This window comes from Xanthobacter sp. DMC47, assembly GCF_056313845.1.
In genome coordinates this window covers 1,630,695-1,648,395 of sequence record NZ_JBQUZM010000004.1, presented here as the reverse complement: position 1 = coordinate 1,648,395, position 17,701 = coordinate 1,630,695, and the positions used below count along the sequence as shown (strand labels likewise).

Annotated in this window: 12 protein-coding genes and 1 pseudogene; 2 read left to right on the top strand and 11 right to left on the bottom strand. The window is 68.0% G+C overall.

All coding sequences use genetic code 11. The features are described from left to right. Positions 1-21 precede the first annotated feature (21 nt). The 9 genes and pseudogenes from moaA to ACT54R_RS19460 form a co-directional block, all read right to left on the bottom strand. Complete coding sequence (gene moaA, locus ACT54R_RS19500) at positions 22-1,053, bottom strand: GTP 3',8-cyclase MoaA (RefSeq protein WP_476328936.1); 1,032 nt, start codon at positions 1,051-1,053, stop codon at positions 22-24. A gap of 178 nt (positions 1,054-1,231) precedes the next feature. Next, positions 1,232-1,891 (bottom strand): annotated as a pseudogene (locus ACT54R_RS19495) (carbonic anhydrase); the annotation flags it as partial. Next, complete coding sequence (locus ACT54R_RS19490; protein WP_476328934.1) at positions 1,878-2,288, bottom strand: hypothetical protein; 411 nt, start codon at positions 2,286-2,288, stop codon at positions 1,878-1,880. The gene ACT54R_RS19490 and the pseudogene ACT54R_RS19495, both read right to left, overlap by 14 nt. A gap of 9 nt (positions 2,289-2,297) precedes the next feature. Further along, positions 2,298-3,140: a peptidylprolyl isomerase gene (locus tag ACT54R_RS19485; protein ID WP_476328932.1), complete on the bottom strand. Its 843-nt coding sequence runs from the start codon at positions 3,138-3,140 to the stop codon at positions 2,298-2,300. Positions 3,141-3,145: 5 nt separating this feature from the next. Then, positions 3,146-3,919 carry a respiratory nitrate reductase subunit gamma gene (narI, locus tag ACT54R_RS19480; protein ID WP_476328930.1) on the bottom strand — a complete coding sequence of 258 codons (774 nt, stop codon included), beginning with the start codon at positions 3,917-3,919 and terminating at the stop codon, positions 3,146-3,148. Between the two features lie 11 nt (positions 3,920-3,930). Next, positions 3,931-4,662: a nitrate reductase molybdenum cofactor assembly chaperone gene (gene narJ, locus ACT54R_RS19475; RefSeq protein ID WP_476328928.1), complete on the bottom strand. Its 732-nt coding sequence runs from the start codon at positions 4,660-4,662 to the stop codon at positions 3,931-3,933. Beyond that, positions 4,662-6,197, bottom strand: a complete 1,536-nt coding sequence (gene narH, locus ACT54R_RS19470) for a nitrate reductase subunit beta (protein ID WP_476328926.1) — start codon at positions 6,195-6,197, stop codon at positions 4,662-4,664. Before narH ends, narJ begins: the two co-directional genes overlap by 1 nt. Beyond that, complete coding sequence (locus ACT54R_RS19465; protein WP_476328924.1) at positions 6,194-9,937, bottom strand: nitrate reductase subunit alpha; 3,744 nt, start codon at positions 9,935-9,937, stop codon at positions 6,194-6,196. The genes narH and ACT54R_RS19465 overlap by 4 nt, the downstream gene beginning before the upstream one ends. 14 nt (positions 9,938-9,951) lie before the next feature. After that, the gene (locus ACT54R_RS19460) at positions 9,952-12,705 is read right to left on the bottom strand and encodes a nitrate/nitrite transporter (protein WP_476328922.1); all 2,754 of its coding nucleotides are present in this window, start codon (positions 12,703-12,705) and stop codon (positions 9,952-9,954) included. A gap of 246 nt (positions 12,706-12,951) precedes the next feature. On the opposite strand from ACT54R_RS19460, the gene ACT54R_RS19455 reads away from it, so the two are divergent. Together ACT54R_RS19455 and ACT54R_RS19450 are read left to right on the top strand one after the other, a co-directional pair. Beyond that, positions 12,952-13,644 (top strand): helix-turn-helix domain-containing protein, encoded by a 693-nt coding sequence (locus ACT54R_RS19455; RefSeq protein WP_476328920.1) that lies wholly within the window; start codon positions 12,952-12,954, stop codon positions 13,642-13,644. A 286-nt stretch (positions 13,645-13,930) separates the two neighbouring features. Next, positions 13,931-15,202 carry an MFS transporter gene (locus ACT54R_RS19450; protein ID WP_476328918.1) on the top strand — a complete coding sequence of 424 codons (1,272 nt, stop codon included), beginning with the start codon at positions 13,931-13,933 and terminating at the stop codon, positions 15,200-15,202. 3 nt (positions 15,203-15,205) lie between these two features. On the opposite strand, the gene ACT54R_RS19445 is transcribed toward ACT54R_RS19450, so the two are convergent. Then, positions 15,206-16,459, bottom strand: a complete 1,254-nt coding sequence (locus ACT54R_RS19445) for a lytic murein transglycosylase (protein WP_476328916.1) — start codon at positions 16,457-16,459, stop codon at positions 15,206-15,208. A gap of 88 nt (positions 16,460-16,547) precedes the next feature. Then, positions 16,548-17,666 (bottom strand): ABC transporter substrate-binding protein, encoded by a 1,119-nt coding sequence (locus ACT54R_RS19440; protein WP_476328914.1) that lies wholly within the window; start codon positions 17,664-17,666, stop codon positions 16,548-16,550. Between the last annotated feature and the right edge of the window lie 35 nt (positions 17,667-17,701).

Genomic DNA, 17,701 nt, shown 5'->3' with positions numbered 1-17,701 from the left:
GAAATAAAACGGATTTCCGGTTCAGCCGCCGAGTGCTGACATGTGCCGGGACAGGGTGGGCGCGCCGCCCCGGGTGATGACGAAATCATGCCCGCGGGGCTTCGCGCGGATGGCCTCGGCGATGGCCTCCGTCAGTGCCGCTTCGCCGCCGGTGCGCAAGCAAGTCTTTAGATCCACTGCATTTTCCTGACCAAGGCAGGTGTAGAGGACGCCCGTCGCGCTTACCCGGATACGGTTACAGCTCTCGCAAAAGGAGTGAGACATGGGGGTGATGAAGCCGATGCGCCCCCCGGTCTCGGCCACTCGGGCATAGCGTGCCGGACCGCCGGTGCGCTCCGGCGTGTCGGTGAGCGAAAAATGCTGTTCAATCAAGCCTCTGAGACGGTCGAGCGGCAGATATTGATCGACCCGGTCCACCCCCACGTCGCCGAGCGGCATGGTCTCGATGAAGGTGATGTCCATGCCATGCCGGTGCGCGAATTCGATGAGTTCAACCACGTTGCCGGGTGTGGAATCGGCGAGTGCCACCACGTTTAGTTTCACAGTCAGCCCGGCATTCAGTGCGGCGCGGATTCCATCCATCACCACGGGCAGCGATCCGCGCCGCGTGACTCGCCGAAAGGTATCGGGGTCCAGTGTGTCGAGGGACACATTCACCCGCCGCACCCCGAGCCGCGCGAGGTCGTCCGCATGGCGGGCGAGCTGGGTGCCGTTGGTGGTCAGCGTCAGCTCCTTCAGTGCACCGGAGGCGAGGTGGCGGGAGAGCGAGGCGACGAGGTCCATGATGCCCCGCCGTACCAGCGGCTCGCCGCCGGTGAGACGCAGCTTGGTGACGCCATGGCCGATGAAGGCGGTGGCGAGGCGGTCCAGTTCCTCGATGGAGAGCACCTCGTTGCGCGGCAGGAAGGTCATGTCCTCCGCCATGCAATAGACGCAGCGCAGATCGCAGCGGTCGGTCACCGAGAGGCGCAGATAGGTGATGCGGCGGCCGAACAGGTCGATCAGCGTGCAGGGAGACGCCGGGACGGGGCAGGGGGCGATCTGGGTGGGCATGTCAGGCCTCCTCCGCCGCGCGGGCGGATGGCGGGGGGAAGGCGCCGCAGCTACAGGCGCCGGGACCGCAGGCCGCAAGCTCGGGGAAGGCCTCCGCATCCAGCTCCAGGAAGGCGGCGATGGCGTGCCGGCGGGCGGCGGTCATGGGCTCGGCCGGGGCGGCGATGAGGGCGTCGAGCGCCGGCAAAGCGGCGAAGTCTTCGGGCGAGGAGATGGTGGTGCCGAGGTCGCGCAGCAGGCCGTCGCCGATGCCGTAGATCCAGCCATGCACGGTGATGCGATGGCCGCGCGCCCAGGCGGATTGCATGACCGGGGTCGCGGCGAGGCGGCGCATCTGCAAGGCGACGTTCAGCTCGCACATGCGGTCGATCTGCCGGGCGGTGTCGCCCGCCGCCGCGATCTCCCGGCGGTGGCGGCAGTAGAGATCGACGATGGGGGCGAGCCAGTGGTCCACCAGCGCGCCGCCGCCCGCGCCGGCGGCATTCTCCAGCGCCCGCCGCACGCCGCCGCAGCCATAATGGCCGCAGACGATGACATGGCGCACGCCCAGAACCTCCACGGCGAATTCCAGCACCGCCAGCATGTTCATGTCGCTGGAATGGACGACGTTGGCGATGTTGCGGTGGACGAACAGCTCGCCCGGGTCGAGGCCCACCACGTCGTTCGCCGGCACCCGGCTGTCGGAGCAGCCGACCCACAGGAAGCGCGGCGCCTGCTGCTCCGCGAGGCGGCGGAAGAAGGTGGGGTCTTCTTCCGTCTTGGCGCGGGCCCAGGCGAGATTGTTGTCGAACAATTCGTCAAGGATGCCGTCCGGGCGGGGGCGCTCAGCCGTGCCCATGGTGGCCTCCACTGTGCCTCCCACCATGGCCTCCGCCGCCCCCGCAGCCGCCGCCCCCGCCGCAGCCACAGCCGCCGCCGTCACGGGCGGCGTCTTCGGCCTCCCGCGCTGCCGCCGCCGCATCGTCCTTCAGCGCCCATTCGGTCATGGTCCGAAGGCAGGTGGCAGCCGGGTCGGTGCTGCGCTCCAGCGCGGTCATCAGCGCCAGCCAGTCCTCGTCGCCGGCCTGGTCCCCGAAGCGGGCGCAGGCGGAGGCGGCATAGTCCGCCGCGCTCTCGCCATAGGGCGCGCCAGCCGCATCGGCGCGGGCGACGAGGGAGAGATCGCCGAGGCCAAGGAGGGTTTCCTGCGCAAAGCGTTCATCGCGCAGGCGCCGCAGCAGGCTTCCGAGCAGCATGGCGGCCCCCTATTGCACGAGGGGCGATTGCGCCCCTTCCATGGAGATCCCCCGGATGTCGGCCCGGCCGATGAGCAGGCTCACATACTGGCGCATGGCCGCGTGCCAGGAGGACAGTTCCAGATGGCCGGCGATGGCCTCCCGCACCATCTCGAACGGCAAAGCGCGGCCCTCCACGCGGTGGGCGAGGCGGACGATGTGGAAGCCGTAGCGCGTCTCCACCGGCTCCGGATGGATGGCGCCCGGCGCCATGTCCGCCAGCGCCGTCTCGAACTCCGGCACGGTCTGGCCCCGGCCGATCTGGCCGAGGCTGCCGCCCACCTCGCGGGAGGGGCAGGCGGAGGTCTCCCGCGCCGCGATCTCGAACGCCACGGCGCCGGAGAGAAGGGCGGGGAGCATGGCTTCCGCCTTCTCCCGCGCCGCTTGTCGGGCTTCCGCGTCAGCCGGATCGGCGGCGATGAGGATGTGCGCCACCTCATAGAGGTCGCCGGTGCGGAACAGAGCCGGGTTGCGGGCGAAATAGCGCCGGCAGGTCGCCTCGTCCGCCGTGGGCACCTTCACCTCTTCCTCGAGCAGGGCGCGGATGACCGCCTCTTCCTCGGTCTCGCGGCGATCCTCGTCGTCCTCTTCCGGCGCGGCGGCGATGCCGAGGCGGTCGGCCTCGGCGAGGAGCAGCTGGCGCACCACGAGGGCATGGGCGGCCGCCTGCCATGCGGCGGCGGGATCGGCCGCCGCATGGTTCTGCGCCTCGCGGGCGATATCGGCGCGGGAGATGGCGACGCCATCCACGCGGATCTCCTGCGGCCGGCGGCCGATGGGGCGGGGGCTGGAGAGGCTGACGATCTCGACCATGGCCCTCACTCCGCCGGATTGCCGATGGGACGGGCGGCGGGGCGCACCGCCGCCGTCGCCGGCTGCGGGCGCGCGGCGACGGGCTTGTGCGCGGGCCGGCGGGAACGCACCACCTGATAGCCGGGCCGGCCGAGATACCAGACCGGCGCGCTCCACACATGCACGAGGCGGGTGAAGGGGAAGACGAGGAAGATCGTCATGCCCAGCACGAGGTGCGCCTTGAAGATGGGGCTCACGTCCGCCACATAGGCCGCCGCCGCCGGCTGGAGGGTGAGGATGCCCTGCGCCCAGTTCATGAACTTCACCATCTCGTGCCCATCCATGTGATGCAGCGAGACGAAGATGGTGGAGAGGCCGAGCGTGAGCTGCACCCAGAGCAGCAGCAGGATGGCGGTGTCGCCGAAGCTGGAATTCGCCCGGATGCGCGGATCGAACAGCCGGCGATGGGCCAGAAGCGCGATGCCGATGAAGCACATCACCCCGGCGATGCCGCCCACCGTGATGGCGAGGCCCTGCTTGAAGCTGTGCGAGATGCCCAGCGCGTCGAACACCCAGATGGGCGTCAGCAGGCCGCCGGCATGGCCGATGAAGATGACGAGGATGCCCACGTGGAAGAGGTTCGACCCCCAGCGCAATTGCCGCTTGCGCAAGATCTGCGAGGAGCCGGTCTTCCAGGTGTATTGCTCGCGGTCGAACCGGATGAGGCTGGCGACGAGGAACACCGTGAGGCAGAGGTAGGGATACCAGCCGAACAGGGCTGAATTGATGGCCTGCGACATGGTCGTCTCCTTCAGGCGGCAGGTTGGGGCGCGGGCTGGCGCGCCGGGTCGCGCGCATCGCGCTGGGCGGCGCGCAGCTGGGTGCGGAAGCGATCGACGCCGCAGGACGCGGCATCGCCGGGGCCGAAGGTGACGGCGGTCTCCTCCCACTCCCTGTCCAGCGCATTCAGGTCGAGGGCGGAGTGGTCTTCGGCCTCTCGCGCGGGCGCCGCTGCGGGCACGGCCTCAGCCTGCGCGCCGGCAAGTCGGCGCACGGCGGTGAGCACGGGGGCATAGAGCGAGCCGCGCTCGGCAAGGCGCTCCTCCAGCGTGGCGAGGATGTGGTCCACGTCGGCGAGCAGTCCCTCGGCCTCCGCCTGCGGGCGGGTGGCGGCGAACTCCAGGAACAGCGGCAGGAAGTCCGGCAGCTCGTTGGCGGTGATGGCGAGGCCGCCTTTCTCGTAGAGCGCCGCGAGGTCCACCATGGCCTGCCCGCGGTCGCGGCTCTCCCCGTGCACATGCTCGAACAGGTGCAGGGACAGGCGCCGCGTGCGGTCGAAGAGGCTCACATAGGCCTCCTGCAGGTCGTAAAGGTCTTCACCGGCCAGCGACCGCAGAAGCGGCATCAGGGCGAGGCGGGTTGCGGCATCGAGCCGGCCGTCTTGGATGAGCGCGTCGGCGATGTGGGGCGCCGCATCCTGCAATGCCGCCTCGGGATAGAGGAGGAGGCGGGAGAGGGCCTTGAGGGTGAGGTTGTCGTCCATCACTCCACCTCCATCGGGGTCTTGGTGCGCCGGCCGGGCGTGTGGGTGGGGCTGCCGAACAGGTTCACATCGCTGTCCCCGCCCGAGCAGCCGTTGCCGAAGGAGAAGCCGCACGAGCCGCGCAGATCGAACGGGTCTTCGCCTGCCTCGCGATGGGCGGTGGGGATGACGAAGCGGTCCTCGTAATTGGCGATGGCCATGGTCTGGTACATGTCCTCGATGTCCGCGCCGGTGAGGCCGACCTTCGTCGCGACGCGGGCATCGATGCGCCCGTCCACCGTCTTCGCCCGCATGTAGGCGCGCATGGCGAGCATGCGTTCCAGCGCCAGGGCGACCGGCTCCTCGTTTCCGGCGGTGAGCAAATTGGCGAGGTAGCGCAAGGGGATGCGCAGGGAGCGCACATCCGGCATCTCGCCATCCATGCCCATCTTGCCGGCGGTGGCGGCGGACTGGATGGGGGAGAGCGGCGGCACGTACCAGACCATGGGCAGGGTGCGGTATTCGGGATGGAGCGGGAAGGCGACCTTCCACTCCATGGCCATCTTCCAGATGGGCGAGACCTTCGCCGCCTCGATCCACGCATCCGGCACGCCATCCGCGCGGGCCTGGGCGATGACGGCGGGGTCCTTCGGATCGAGGAAGAGGTCGAGCTGGGCCTGGTAGAGCTTCTTCTCGTCCTTCACGCTCGCCGCCGCCTCGATGCGGTCGGCGTCATAGAGCAGCACGCCGAGATAGCGGATGCGACCGACGCAGGTCTCCGAGCAGACGGTCGGCTGGCCCGCCTCGATGCGCGGATAGCAGAAGATGCACTTTTCCGACTTTCCCGAAGACCAGTTGTAATAGATCTTCTTGTAGGGGCAGCCCGAGACGCACATGCGCCAGCCCCGGCACTTGTCCTGGTCGATGAGGACGATGCCGTCCTCCTCGCGCTTGTAGATGGCGCCGGAGGGGCACGCTGCCGCGCAGGTGGGGTTCAGGCAGTGCTCGCACAGGCGCGGCAGGTACATCATGAAGGTGTTTTCGAACTGGCCGTAGATCTCGGCCTCGACACCCTCGAAATTCACATCCTTCCGCCGCTTGGCGAACTCGCCGCCCAGGATCTCCTCCCAGTTCGGCCCCCACTCGATCTTCTCCATCCGCTCGCCGGAGACGAGGGAGCGCGGGCGGGCGGTGGGGAAGGCCTTCGATTCCTTCGCATTGTGCAAATGCTCGTAGTCGAAGGTGAAGGGCTCGTAGTAATCGTCGATCTCCGGCAGGTCGGGATTGGCGAAGATGTTGGAGAGCACCCGCCATTTCGCGCCGATGCGCGGCTCGATCTTGCCGTTCTCCTTGCGGCGCCAGCCGCCCTTCCACTTGGTCTGGTTCTCCCACTCGCGGGGGTAGCCGACGCCGGGCTTGGTCTCCACATTGTTGAACCAGGCGTATTCCACGCCCTGGCGGCTCGTCCACACGTTCTTGCAGGTGACGGAGCAGGTGTGACACCCGATGCACTTGTCGAGGTTCAGCACCATGGCGATCTGGGCGCGGATCTTCATTGGGCCATCTCCTTTTGGGAAGCGGCCGGCAGCTCATCCTCGAGCCAGTCGACCTTGTTCATCTTGCGCACCACCACGAACTCGTCGCGGTTAGCGCCGACCGTGCCGTAATAGTTGAAGCCGTAGGATTGCTGGGCGTAGCCGCCGATCATGTGGGTCGGCTTCAGCACCGTGCGCGTCACGGAATTATGGATGCCGCCGCGCTTGCCGGTCATTTCGGAGCCGGGGGTGTTAATGATCTTCTCCTGCGCGTGATACATCATGGCCATGCCGGGCATGACGCGCTGGGAGACCACGGCGCGGGCAGTCAATGCGCCGTTGGCGTTGAACACCTCCACCCAGTCATTGTCGGCAAGGCCGGCCGCGCGGGCGTCGTCCTCGCTGATCCAGATCACCGGCCCGCCCCGGTTCAAGGTGAGCATCAGGAGATTGTCAGTATAAGTGGAGTGGATGCCCCACTTCTGGTGCGGGGTGAGGAAGTTGAGCACGATTTCCCGGTTGCCGTTGGGCTTGGCATTGCGATGGCCGGGGATGGTCTTCAGGTCCACCGGCGGCTTCCAGGTCACCAGCTCCTCGCCGAAGGCCCGCATCCACAGATGATCCTGATAAAGCTGCTGGCGGCCGGTGAGCGTGCGCCAGGGGATCAGTTCGTGGACGTTGGTGTAGCCGGCGTTGTAGCAGACCTTCTCGCTCTCGATGCCCGACCAGGTGGGCGAGGAGATGATCTTGCGCGGCTGCGCCTGCACATCGCGGAAGCGGATCTTCTCGTCTTCCTTGGGCAGAGCGAGGTGGGCGTGGTCGCGGCCGGTGTTGTGGGACAGGGCCTCCCACGCCTTCACCGCCACCTCGCCATTGGTCTCCGGCGCCAGCATGAGGATGACCTCGGCGGCGTCGATGTCGCTCTCGATCTTGGCGAGGCCCTTGGCCGGGCCGTCGCGATGGGTGCCGTTGAGGGCTTTCAGCGCCTCCACCTCATGCCCGGTCTTCCAGGCGATACCCTTGCCGCCATTGCCGATTTTCTCCATCAGCGGGCCGAGCGCGGTGAAGCGGGCGTAGGTCGCCGGATAGTCGCGCTCCACCACGGTCACGGTGGGCATGGTCTTGCCGGGGATGGGCTCCACCTCGCCCTTGCGCCAGTCCTTCACATCCAGCGCCTGCGCGATCTCGGCGGGCGTGTCGTGCAGGATGGGCGTGAGCACCGTGTCCGTCTCCACCCCCAGCACTTCGGGCGCGACGGCGGAGAAGGTGCGCGCGAGGCCCTTGTAGATCTCCCAGTCGGAACGCGCCTCCCACGCCGGGTCCACGGCTGCGGACAGGGGATGGATGAAGGGGTGCATGTCCGAAGTATTCAGATCATTCTTCTCGTACCACGTGGCGGTGGGCAGCACGATGTCCGAGTAGACGCAGGTGGTGGACATGCGGAAGTCCAGCGTCACCAGAAGATCGAGCTTGCCGGTGGGCGCTTCCTCGTGCCACGCGACTTCCGTGTTTCGCACCGCGCCCTCGGCGCCGAGGTCCTTGCCCATCACGCCGTGCTGTGTGCCCAGCAGGTGCTTGAGGAAGTATTCGTGCCCCTTGCCCGAGGAGCCGAGCAGGTTCGAGCGCCAGACGAAGAGGTTGCGCGGCCAGTTGTCCGGGTGGTCCGGATCGTGGCAGGACAGCTCCAGCTCGCCGCTCTTCAGAGCGGAGGCCACATAGTCCTTCACCTCCTGGCCGGCGGCCTTGGCCTTGGCGGCGATGGCGAGGGGGTTCTGCTTCAGCTGCGGCGCAGAGGGCAGCCAGCCCATGCGCTCGGCGCGGACATTGTAGTCGATGAAGCTCTTGTCCCACTCGCCCTTGGGCGCGGTGGGGGAGAGGATTTCGCCGGCGGTCAGCGTCTCGTAGCGCCACTGGTCCGTGTGGGCATACCAGAAGGAGGTGGCGTTCTGGTGCCGGGGCGGGCGCGACCAGTCGAGGCCGAAGGCGAGCGGCTGCCAGCCGGTCTGCGGGCGCAGCTTTTCCTGCCCCACATAGTGCGACCAGCCGCCGCCCGACTGGCCGATGGCGCCGCAGAACACCAGAAGGTTGATGACCCCCCGGTAGTTCATGTCCATGTGATACCAGTGGTTCATGGCCGCGCCGATGATGATCATCGAGCGCCCGTTGGTCTTCTCCGCATTGGTGGCGAATTCGCGCGCCACCGTGATGATGGCGTCGCGCTTCACGCCCGTGATGCGCTCGGCCCACGCGGGGGTGAAGGGCACGTCCTCGTCATAGGAGACGGCGACATTGCCGCCGCCGAAGCCCCGGTCGAGGCCGTAGTTCGCCATCATGAGATCGTAGACGGTGGCGACCTTCATCACGCTGCCGTCCGCGCCCTGGATGAGGCGGACGGGCAGGTTGCGCGTCAGCACCTCGCCATGGTTCGTGGCCACGAAATGCTCGGTGGCGCGGCCGCCGAAATAGGGGAAGTCCACGGCCGCGATCTCGTCCGCGTGCTCTTCCAGCGAGAGGCGCAGGCGCAGGGCGCGGCCGGTGCCGTCCTTCTCCTCCAGGTTCCATTTCGCCTGTTCGCCCCAGCGGTGGCCGATGGAGCCGACGGGGGCGACGAGATCGCCGCTGGCGTCATCGAAGGCGACGGTCTTCCACTCGGGATTGTTCCCTTCGCCGAGCCCGCCGGGCAGGTCGGAGGCGCGCAGCATCCGCTCGGCCACGAGCCGCCCGTCGCGTTCCACGAGGCGCACGAGGAAGGGCATGTCCGAATAGCGGCGCAGGTAATCGTCGAAGTAGGGAACCTGCCGGTCAAGATGATATTCGCGCAGGATCACGTGGCCCATGGCGAGGGCCAGCGCGGCGTCGGTGCCCTGCTTGGGGTTCAGCCAGATATCGGCGAACTTGGTGGCCTCGGCATAGTCCGGCGTCACCACCGCGCTCTTGGTGCCCTTGTAGCGCACCTCGGTGTAGAAATGGGCGTCCGGCGTGCGCGTCTGCGGCACGTTGGAGCCCCACACGATGATGAAGCCGGCATTGTACCAGTCGGCGCTTTCCGGCACGTCGGTCTGCTCGCCCCAGGTCTGCGGCGAGGCCGGCGGCAGGTCGCAATACCAGTCGTAGAAGGAGAGGCACACGCCGCCGAGCAGCGAGAGATAGCGCGCGCCGGCCGCATAGGAGACCATGGACATGGCCGGGATGGGCGAGAAGCCCGCCACCCGGTCCGGGCCGTGCTTGCGGATGGTGTAGGCGTTGGCGGCGGCGATGATCTCGTTCACCTCGTCCCAGCTGGCGCGCACGAGGCCGCCATGGCCACGGATCGAGGTGTAGGACGCGCGCTTTTCCGCGTTGCCGACGATGGAGGCCCAGGCGGCCACCGGCGGCAGCTTCGCCCGTGCCTCGCGCCAGAGCTTCAGCAGGCGCCCGCGCACCATGGGATGCTTCACCCGGGCGCCGGAATAAAGATACCAGCTGTAGGAGGCGCCACGGGCGCAGCCGCGCGGCTCATGGTTCGGCAGGTCCGGCCGGGTGCGGGGATAGTCCGTCTGCTGGGTTTCCCAGGTGACGATGCCGCCCTTCACATAGATCTTCCACGAGCAGGAGCCGGTGCAGTTCACGCCGTGGGTGGAGCGCACGATCTTGTCGTGCTGCCAGCGCTTGCGGTAGCCGTCCTCCCACGAGCGATCCTCGTGGGTGACGATGCCGTGGCCGTTGGAGAAGGGCTCGGTCTCGCGGCGGAAGAAGGTGAGCCGGTCGAGGAAATGGGACATGATCGTGCCTTCCGTTACGCGGCCGCAGCCGGACGGGGGGTGGCGCGCGGGGCGATCCCGCGCTCGATGTCGTGGAGGAGGCCGCCCTTGCGGGTGTAGACGGCCCAGGTGATGAGCAGGCAGCTCACATAGAAGCCGAGGAAGGCCCAGAGCGCCGCCTCCGGCCCTCCGGTGAGCGCGATGGAGGTGCCGTAGCCCTTGGGGATGAAGAAGGCCCCGAAGGCGGCAATCGCCGAGGTGAAGCCGGTGATGGCCGCCGCCTCCTTCTCCGCCTGCTTGCGGCGCGCCTCCGCGTCGGCGGCGGGCATCAGGCGGTCTATCTCCTTCGCCATGATCGCGGGGATCATCTGGAAGGTGGACGCATTGCCGACGCCGGTGGCGAAGAACAACACGAGGAAGGCCGCGAAGAAGGCCGAGAAGGCCCAGGGCTCCGCCCGCATGCCGATGGCCCACAGCACGCCCGACACGCCCGCCATCATCAGCACGAAGACGAAGAGCGTCACCCGCCCGCCGCCGTAGCGGTCCGCCAGCCAGCCCGTGCCGGAGCGGGCGAGCGCGCCGACGAGGGGGCCGAGAAAGGCGTAGGAGAGCGCGTTCACCTCCGGGAAGAGGATGTTGGTGAGGAGAGGAAAGCCCGCGGAATAGCCGATGAAGGAGCCGAACGTGCCCGTGTAGAGCCAGCACATGATCCAGTTGTGCTTGCGCTGGAAGATCACCGACTGCTCACGGAAGGAGGCGCGGGCGTCGGCGATGTCGTTCATGCCGAACCACGCGCCGAAGGCCGAGAGCACGATGAAGGGCACGAAGACGAAGCCGGCATTCTGCAGCCACAGGGGCGCCGGCCCCGCAGCCGTCTTCACCGTCGCCGGATCACCGCCGAAGGTGCCGAAGATGCCCATGGTGATGACGAGCGGCACCACGAACTGCACCACGCTGACCCCGAGATTGCCGAGGCCGGCATTCAGCGCCAGCGCGTTGCCCTTCTCCGCCTTGGGGAAGAAGAAGGAGATGTTGGCCATGGAGGAGGCGAAGTTGCCGCCGCCGAAGCCGCAGAGCAGCGCGAGGATGAGCAGGACGATGTAGGGCGTGTCCGGGTTCTGCACCGCATAGCCGATGCCGAGCGCGGGGATGATGAGAGACCAGGTGGTGAGCGTCGTCCACAGCCGCCCGCCGAAGATCGGGACCATGAAGGAGTAGAAGATGCGCAGCGTCGCGCCGGTCAGGCCCGGCAAGGCGGCGAGCCAGAAGAGCTGGTCGGTGGTGAATTTGAAGCCCACCAGCGGCAGCTTCGCCACCACCACCGACCACACCTGCCAGATGGCGAAGGACAGGAGCAGCGCCGGGATGGAGAGCCACAGATTGCGCCGGGCGATGGCGCTGCCGGTCGTGGCCCAGAACGTCTTGTCCTCGGGCCGCCAGTCGGTCAGCACCGCGCCGGCCTTGCGGGCGGGAAGGGCGGGGGTGGGCATGCCCTGCATTTCCGGCAGCTCGGGCAAGGTGGCCAGCGCCGGAGCGGAGGCCTCCTTTTCCATGTGGCGGATGGCGAGGTGCATCCAGGCGAGCGCGCCGACCGCGATGACGAACAGCAGCATGAAGCAGCTGGTCCACAGGCCGGTCAGGTCGTTGAGCACGCCGAAGGCGAGGGGCAGCACGAAGCCGCCGAGGCCGCCGATCATCCCCACGAGGCCGCCCACGGCGCCCACATTGTTGGGGTAATAGACCGGGATGTGCTTGTAGACCGCGGCCTTGCCCAGCGCCATGAAGAAGCCGAGCACGAACACCGTGACGGTGAAGCCCGCGACGCCCATCTCCATGTGGAAGGTGATCGGCCCGTTGATGCCGCGCACCACATAGTCCGTGGGCGGATAGGACAGCACGAAGGTGGCGAGGACGGAGACGAGGAAGGTCCAGTACATCACCCGCCGCGCGCCGTAGACATCCGAGAGATGCCCGCCATAGGCGCGGAACAGGCTCGCCGGCACGGAGAAGGCGGCGGCGATCATGCCGGCCTGCTTGATGTCGAGGCCGTAGACCTTCACCAGATACTGGGGCAGCCACAGCGCCAGCGCGACGAAGGCGCCGAAGACGAAGAAATAATAGAGCGAGAAGCGCCACACCTGGACGTTCTTCAGCGGCTCCAGCTCCAGCCAAGCGCTCTTCGGCTTGATGCCGAGGCGGCGGCGCTCGACCAGCACCGGATCATCCTTGGTGGTGACGAAGAAGAGCACCGCCATCACTACGAGGGCGGCGGCCCACACCTGCGCCACCATCTGCCAGCCGAAGGCAACCAGCACGAAGGGTGCGAGGAACTTGGTGACGGCCGCGCCCACGTTGCCGGCGCCGAAGATGCCGAGCGCGGTGCCCTGCTTGCCCGCCGGATACCAGCGCGACACATAGGCGACGCCCACCGAGAAGGAGCCGCCGGCGATGCCGACGCCCAGCGCGGCCAGCAGGAACTGCGGATAGGTCGCGGCATAGGTGAGGAGGAAGGTGGCGAGCGCCGCCGCCAGCATGGTGAGGGCGAACACCACGCGCCCGCCATACACATCCGCCCACACGCCCAGCGCCACGCGGATGAGCGAGCCGGTGAGGATGGGCGTGCCGATAAGGAGGCCGAACTCGGTGTCCGAGAGGCCGAGATCCTGCCTTATGCGGATGCCGATGATGGAGAAGATCGTCCACACCGCGAAGCACACGGTGAAGGCGAGGGTGCTCATGGAAAGGGCGCGCCGCTGGTCGCTTTGGCTCGCCTCGAGAGGGGTGTGCATGGCTTCAACCCGCCAGTTGCAAAGTCGCGGCCGGGCCGCGCGTCGCAAACCTGCGGCGGGGGCGCCGTGGCTTCTTTGATCTGTATCAGTAATAGACTTCGGTCATCAGAAAACAGGAGGTACTTACTGGATGAATCGGAGATAAATATCTTTATTCTGTTCTATGTTTTACAAGTTTTGACGTTGCGATTGACATTTGTCAATCCGTGCGCGATGCCTTGGCAGGGGTGCCGATAAGAGGTGCGCATGAGGCCCGACGACGCCGCCGTGATCCGAAGCCTGCCGCTGTTCGCAGACGCCCGCGAGGAGACCTTCGCGGAGCTGGTGCGCACGGCCTTTCTCCAGCGGTTCCCGCCGGGGGTGACGCTCATCAATGAGAGCGACGAGGCGGATTTCCTGCACGTGGTGGTGGAAGGGCAGGTGGAGCTTTACGCCACCTCCGGCGAGCGCGAGACCACCATGAGCATCGTCGAGCCGGTGGGCACCTTCATCCTCGCCGCGGTGCTCAACGCGCGCATCTATCTCCAGTCCGCCCGCACCCTCAAGAAATCCCAGGTGCTGATGATCCCGGCCGAGAAGGTGCGCGATGCGCTGGGCACCGACCCGGCCTTCACCCGCGCCGTGGTCACCGAGCTTGCCCGCGGCTATCGCCGGGCGGTGAAGGAGGTGAAGGGCCAGAAGCTGCGCACGGGGGCCGAGCGCCTCGCCAATTGGCTGCTCCAGCGCGCCGACGCGGAAGGGGCGGGGCGGATCACTCTGCCGTTCGAGAAAAGGGTGCTCTCCTCGCTCCTGGGCATGACGCCGGAGAACCTCTCCCGCGCCTTCGCCGTGCTGAAGACCCATGGCGTGACGAGTCGCGGCGCCGTCATCACCCTCGCCGATCGCTCGGCCCTCGCCGCCTTCGCGCGGCCCGATCCGCTCATCGACGGGCCGGAGTGAGGGCGGCCGCCCCCGCGTCCTTCCGCCTCGCGCCCGGCGCTTCGTGCCGGCGGCCCCATGCCCTCACCGCCGTCGTGCTCCGGCTCGACCGGAGCACCCATCCGGCCGTTTGTCCCGGCGCAGACATGGGCCCTCCGGTCAAGCCGGAGGGCGACGGCGGGAATGGAGGGCGCTGGTCTGCGAAGCGAAGTCCGCGCTGCTCGTGCTTGGCCCTTGATTAAGACCGCCCAGCTTGGCCATGGTGCGCCCGGCCGGTGATTCACAGCGCGCGGCAGGGGGGCGATCCATGGCGGCGACGCGGTTCCACAGGGTGGTGATCTTCCTTCTGTTCGCCATCACGGTGGTGAACTACATCGACCGCGCCGCCATCTCCTATGCCATCCCGGCCATGGAGCAGCAGCTGGGGCTGTCCAAGGCGGCCGCCGGCACCATTCTCGGCGCCTTCGGCCTCGGCTATGCGGTGACGACGCTGATCGGTGGCTTCGCGGTGGACCGCTACGGCGCGCGCATCGTGCTGAGCATCGCGGCCGTGCTGTGGAGCCTGTCCATCGGCCTCACCGGCCTCGCCTCCGGCTTTCTCACTCTCTATCTCGCCCGCACGCTGCTGGGCATGGCGGAAGGTCCGAACTTCTCCGCCGTCACCGGCGCCGTGGAGCGCTGGCTGCCGCCGGCCCGGCAGGCGAGCGCGCTCTCCTATGCCCTCGTGGCGGTGCCGGTGGCGCTCGCCTGCGGCGGGCCGATCGTGACGCAGCTTCTGGCGGCGCTGGATTGGCGCGGCACCTTCGCCGTGCTGTTCGTGGTGTCGCTGCTGTGGGTGCCGCTCTGGTACGTCCTGTTCCGCGACGACCCGGCCCAGTCGCGCCATGTGAATGCGCAGGAACTGGCCTTCATCCGCGCGGGCCAGATGGCGGAGGCTGCGCCGGTCCGCCGCTGGCCGCGCATGAGCGAGGTGCGGGTGCTGCTCACCAACCGCACGCTGCTGGTGAACTACTGGGCCTTCTTCGTCTTCGGCTACTTCCTGTTCTTCTTCATGGCGTGGCTGCCGAGCTATCTCCAGCAATCCTACGGGCTGAACCTTGCCGCCGTGGGCGCCTTCACCGTGCTGCCGTGGCTCTGTGCCGCCGTGGCGCTGTGGGCGCTGGGGCGCTGGTCGGATCACCTCCTGAAGACCACCGGCCGCCTGCGCGTCTCGCGCTCCTATCTCATCGCCGGGACGCAACTGGTGGCGGCGCTCGCGGTGGTGCCGGTGGCGTTCAGCGCCAGCCTGCCGGTGGCCATCGCCTGCATCTCGCTGGCGGTCGCCGCCTCCATGGGCGCGAATGCGGCGTATTTTGCGGTGAATGTGGACATCGTGCCGGAGAAGGCAGCCACTGCGCTCGGCATCATGGACTTCTGCTTCGCGCTGGCCGGCTTCGTCGCGCCCGTCATCACCGGCTTCGTGCTGTCTCTGCGCGGCTCGTTCGCTGACGGGTTCGGCCTGATGGCGGTGCTGGCGCTCTCCTCCGTCGTCTTCGTCCTCGCCTTCCACCGCCCCGACGAGGACCGCGCGATCCCCTGAGCCTCAGCGGCCGGCGTTCATGGCGTTGAGCACCGCTTCGCTCGGCCAGCAATCCACCTTGAGTCCGGCGGACTTCTGGTAGGCGCCAAGTGCCGCGCGGGTCTGCATGCCCGCCTTGCCGTCGATCTTGTCCGAATAGAGCCCGAGCTGCGCCAGGTGCTTCTGCATGGCCTCCACTGATTTCGTCTTGAGCTGGGAGGAGGCCGACCACGGCGTGCGGAAGGGCGATGGGTCGGTCATGCGGTCGGAGAGGTGGCCGACGAACAGCACGTAGAGGTCCGAGAAATTATACTGCTTGATGACGAAGTAGTTCGCCGTGGTGAGAAAGGCCGGGCCGTAGGTGCCTTCCGGCTGTAGCAGCGAGGCGGGCTGCGCCACCTCGGTGGCGGAGAGGCGGCGGACGGGGGCGTAGCGGGCGCGGATCCACTCGCCGATGGGCTGTTTGAACTCCGGCACGCCCATGGTGCAGTCGGCATTCACCGGCGCCAAGACCTCATAGGCCCAGCGCACGCCAGGCTGCCACCCCTTGTCGGCGAGCTGTTTGGCGGCTGAGGCGAGGGCGTCCGGCACGGAATGCCAGATGTCCGCATGGCCGGTGCCGTCGAGATCGACGCCGTGCTTCACGTAATCGGAAGGCAGGAACTGGGTGAGGCCGGTCGCCCCGGCCCAGGAGGCGCGAAAATCCTTCCGGCTCACGTCGCCGTCGTGCAGCATCTTGAGGGCGAGAATGAACTCGGTGCGGTACTGGTCCTTGCGGCGGCCCGCATAGGCCTGCGTCGCCAGCACCTTGAGCGCGTCGTGGGGCGAGGTATAGCGGCCGAAATCCGTCTCGCGGCCCCAGATGGCCAGCACCACGGGCGCGGGTACGCCGAACATGGCCTCGATGCGGTCGAGGGGCGCCTTGTATTTCTGCATCAGCCGCTGCCCCTCGGCGGCGAGGCGGGCGATGGTGGCCTCCTTCACATAGGCCGCCGGCACCTGCACGAATTCGGCCTGTCCGCCGGCACCGGTGGAGGGGCGGCCGGGCAGGGCGAGGTCGGGCAGCTTGTAGTCGGGCTCGAGGCCGGCCGTCTCCCGCTCGAACGTGGCGCGCGAGACGCCGGCCGCCTGCGCTTCCGGCCACAAGGATGCGATGAACCGCGTGAAGGCGGCATCCGCCGCGCGGGCGGGCGCCGAAGCGGCGATGGAAAGCGCCAGAGTCCAGGCGATCAGCCCGGCAAGGAGGCAACGGTAACCGGCAGGCAAGGGACGGCTCATGGATCGGGGGAGGGCTGCGCCTGAGGGTAACATGGCCCGCCGCCGCCGCCAAAGCGGGCCGCGCCCGCCTGGTCCCGATGTGCCGCCCTCAGACGGTCAGCACGTCCGCATAGATCTTCTCGGCGAAGCGCTGCGAGTTGGTGGCGGGCTTGATGACCTGCACCAGCTTAAGTTCGTCCGTATAGGCCGCAAGCTGGGTCTTGAGGTCGGCGCCGACCGGGGCGTGGTGGTGGTCCTGGCTGTTCAGCATGGCCACGAGGTCGTCGACGGAGCCCTTGCCGCCATAGCCGGAGAAGGTGCGGGCGGCGAGCTCGGGGTCGGCGCCCACCTTGTGCGCGCCTTCCAGGATGGCCCGGGTGAGGGCGGTGGCGACGGGCCGCTCGTCGCGGATCAGGCTGCCGCGCACGCCGATGATGCAGCACGCGCGATCGACATACTTCTCCGAGAGGTTGGTGGCGATCTCGGTGAGCTTGCCCTTGGAGTCCTTGATCCAGATCCAGGTGCGCGGATCGGCGTCGGCCAAAGCCTGCGCCTCGCCCTTGTCGATGGCGAGGGGCAGCGCCTCCACCGGATACTGGCGCCACTCCACGTCCTTGAACGGATCGACGCCATGCTCGGCGAGGTAGATGGAGAAGAAGTTCTTGCCGGGCGAAGCCTGGTCGGAGATGGCGATGGTCTTGCCCTTGAGGTCCGACACCTTGGTGACGCCGGCGCTGGCATCGCCGAGCAGGCGCAGGCAGCCGCCATGGACACCGGCGGTGATCTTCACGTCGAAGCCCTGTTCCAGAGGCTTCAGCCAGCGCAGCGCCATGCCGATGCCGGCATCGGCCTTGCCGGTGGCGATGGCTTCCAGAAGCTGCTCGGTGGAACTGCCGAAATTGACGAAGTCCACATCGAGGCCGTGGCGCGCGAAGATGCCCGTTTCCTTCGCCACGGGGGCGGCGGCGGTGCAGATGGCGCTGGCATTCCACGCGAGCTTGAGCGGCCGCAGCGGACCGGTGGGCGCGGCACCCTCCGCGGCGGTGAGGCAGAGCGGGAAATCGGGCACGCTGCTCGCCGGCGGGCGCATCAGGTTGGCCGCGAGCACCCGTCCGCCGGCGGCACCGGCGATGGTGGCGGCCCCGGCGGCGAGGCCGTAGCGCAGCAGGCTGCGGCGGGAGGTGGCGCGGGGGGCATCAAGGCCGTTTGTCTGCGTATCGTCGGTCATGGCGGACTCCTGAAATCGGGCTGATGAATGGGGTT

Coding starts and splice junctions, on each gene's coding strand:
- moaA (WP_476328936.1), bottom strand. CDS start 1,053: ATGCCCACCCAGATCGCCCCCTGCCCCGTCCCGGCGTCTCCCTGCACG.
- ACT54R_RS19490 (WP_476328934.1), bottom strand. CDS start 2,288: ATGCTGCTCGGAAGCCTGCTGCGGCGCCTGCGCGATGAACGCTTTGCG.
- ACT54R_RS19485 (WP_476328932.1), bottom strand. CDS start 3,140: ATGGTCGAGATCGTCAGCCTCTCCAGCCCCCGCCCCATCGGCCGCCGG.
- narI (WP_476328930.1), bottom strand. CDS start 3,919: ATGTCGCAGGCCATCAATTCAGCCCTGTTCGGCTGGTATCCCTACCTC.
- narJ (WP_476328928.1), bottom strand. CDS start 4,662: ATGGACGACAACCTCACCCTCAAGGCCCTCTCCCGCCTCCTCCTCTAT.
- narH (WP_476328926.1), bottom strand. CDS start 6,197: ATGAAGATCCGCGCCCAGATCGCCATGGTGCTGAACCTCGACAAGTGC.
- ACT54R_RS19465 (WP_476328924.1), bottom strand. CDS start 9,937: ATGTCCCATTTCCTCGACCGGCTCACCTTCTTCCGCCGCGAGACCGAG.
- ACT54R_RS19460 (WP_476328922.1), bottom strand. CDS start 12,705: ATGCACACCCCTCTCGAGGCGAGCCAAAGCGACCAGCGGCGCGCCCTT.
- ACT54R_RS19455 (WP_476328920.1), top strand. CDS start 12,952: ATGAGGCCCGACGACGCCGCCGTGATCCGAAGCCTGCCGCTGTTCGCA.
- ACT54R_RS19450 (WP_476328918.1), top strand. CDS start 13,931: ATGGCGGCGACGCGGTTCCACAGGGTGGTGATCTTCCTTCTGTTCGCC.
- ACT54R_RS19445 (WP_476328916.1), bottom strand. CDS start 16,459: ATGAGCCGTCCCTTGCCTGCCGGTTACCGTTGCCTCCTTGCCGGGCTG.
- ACT54R_RS19440 (WP_476328914.1), bottom strand. CDS start 17,666: ATGACCGACGATACGCAGACAAACGGCCTTGATGCCCCCCGCGCCACC.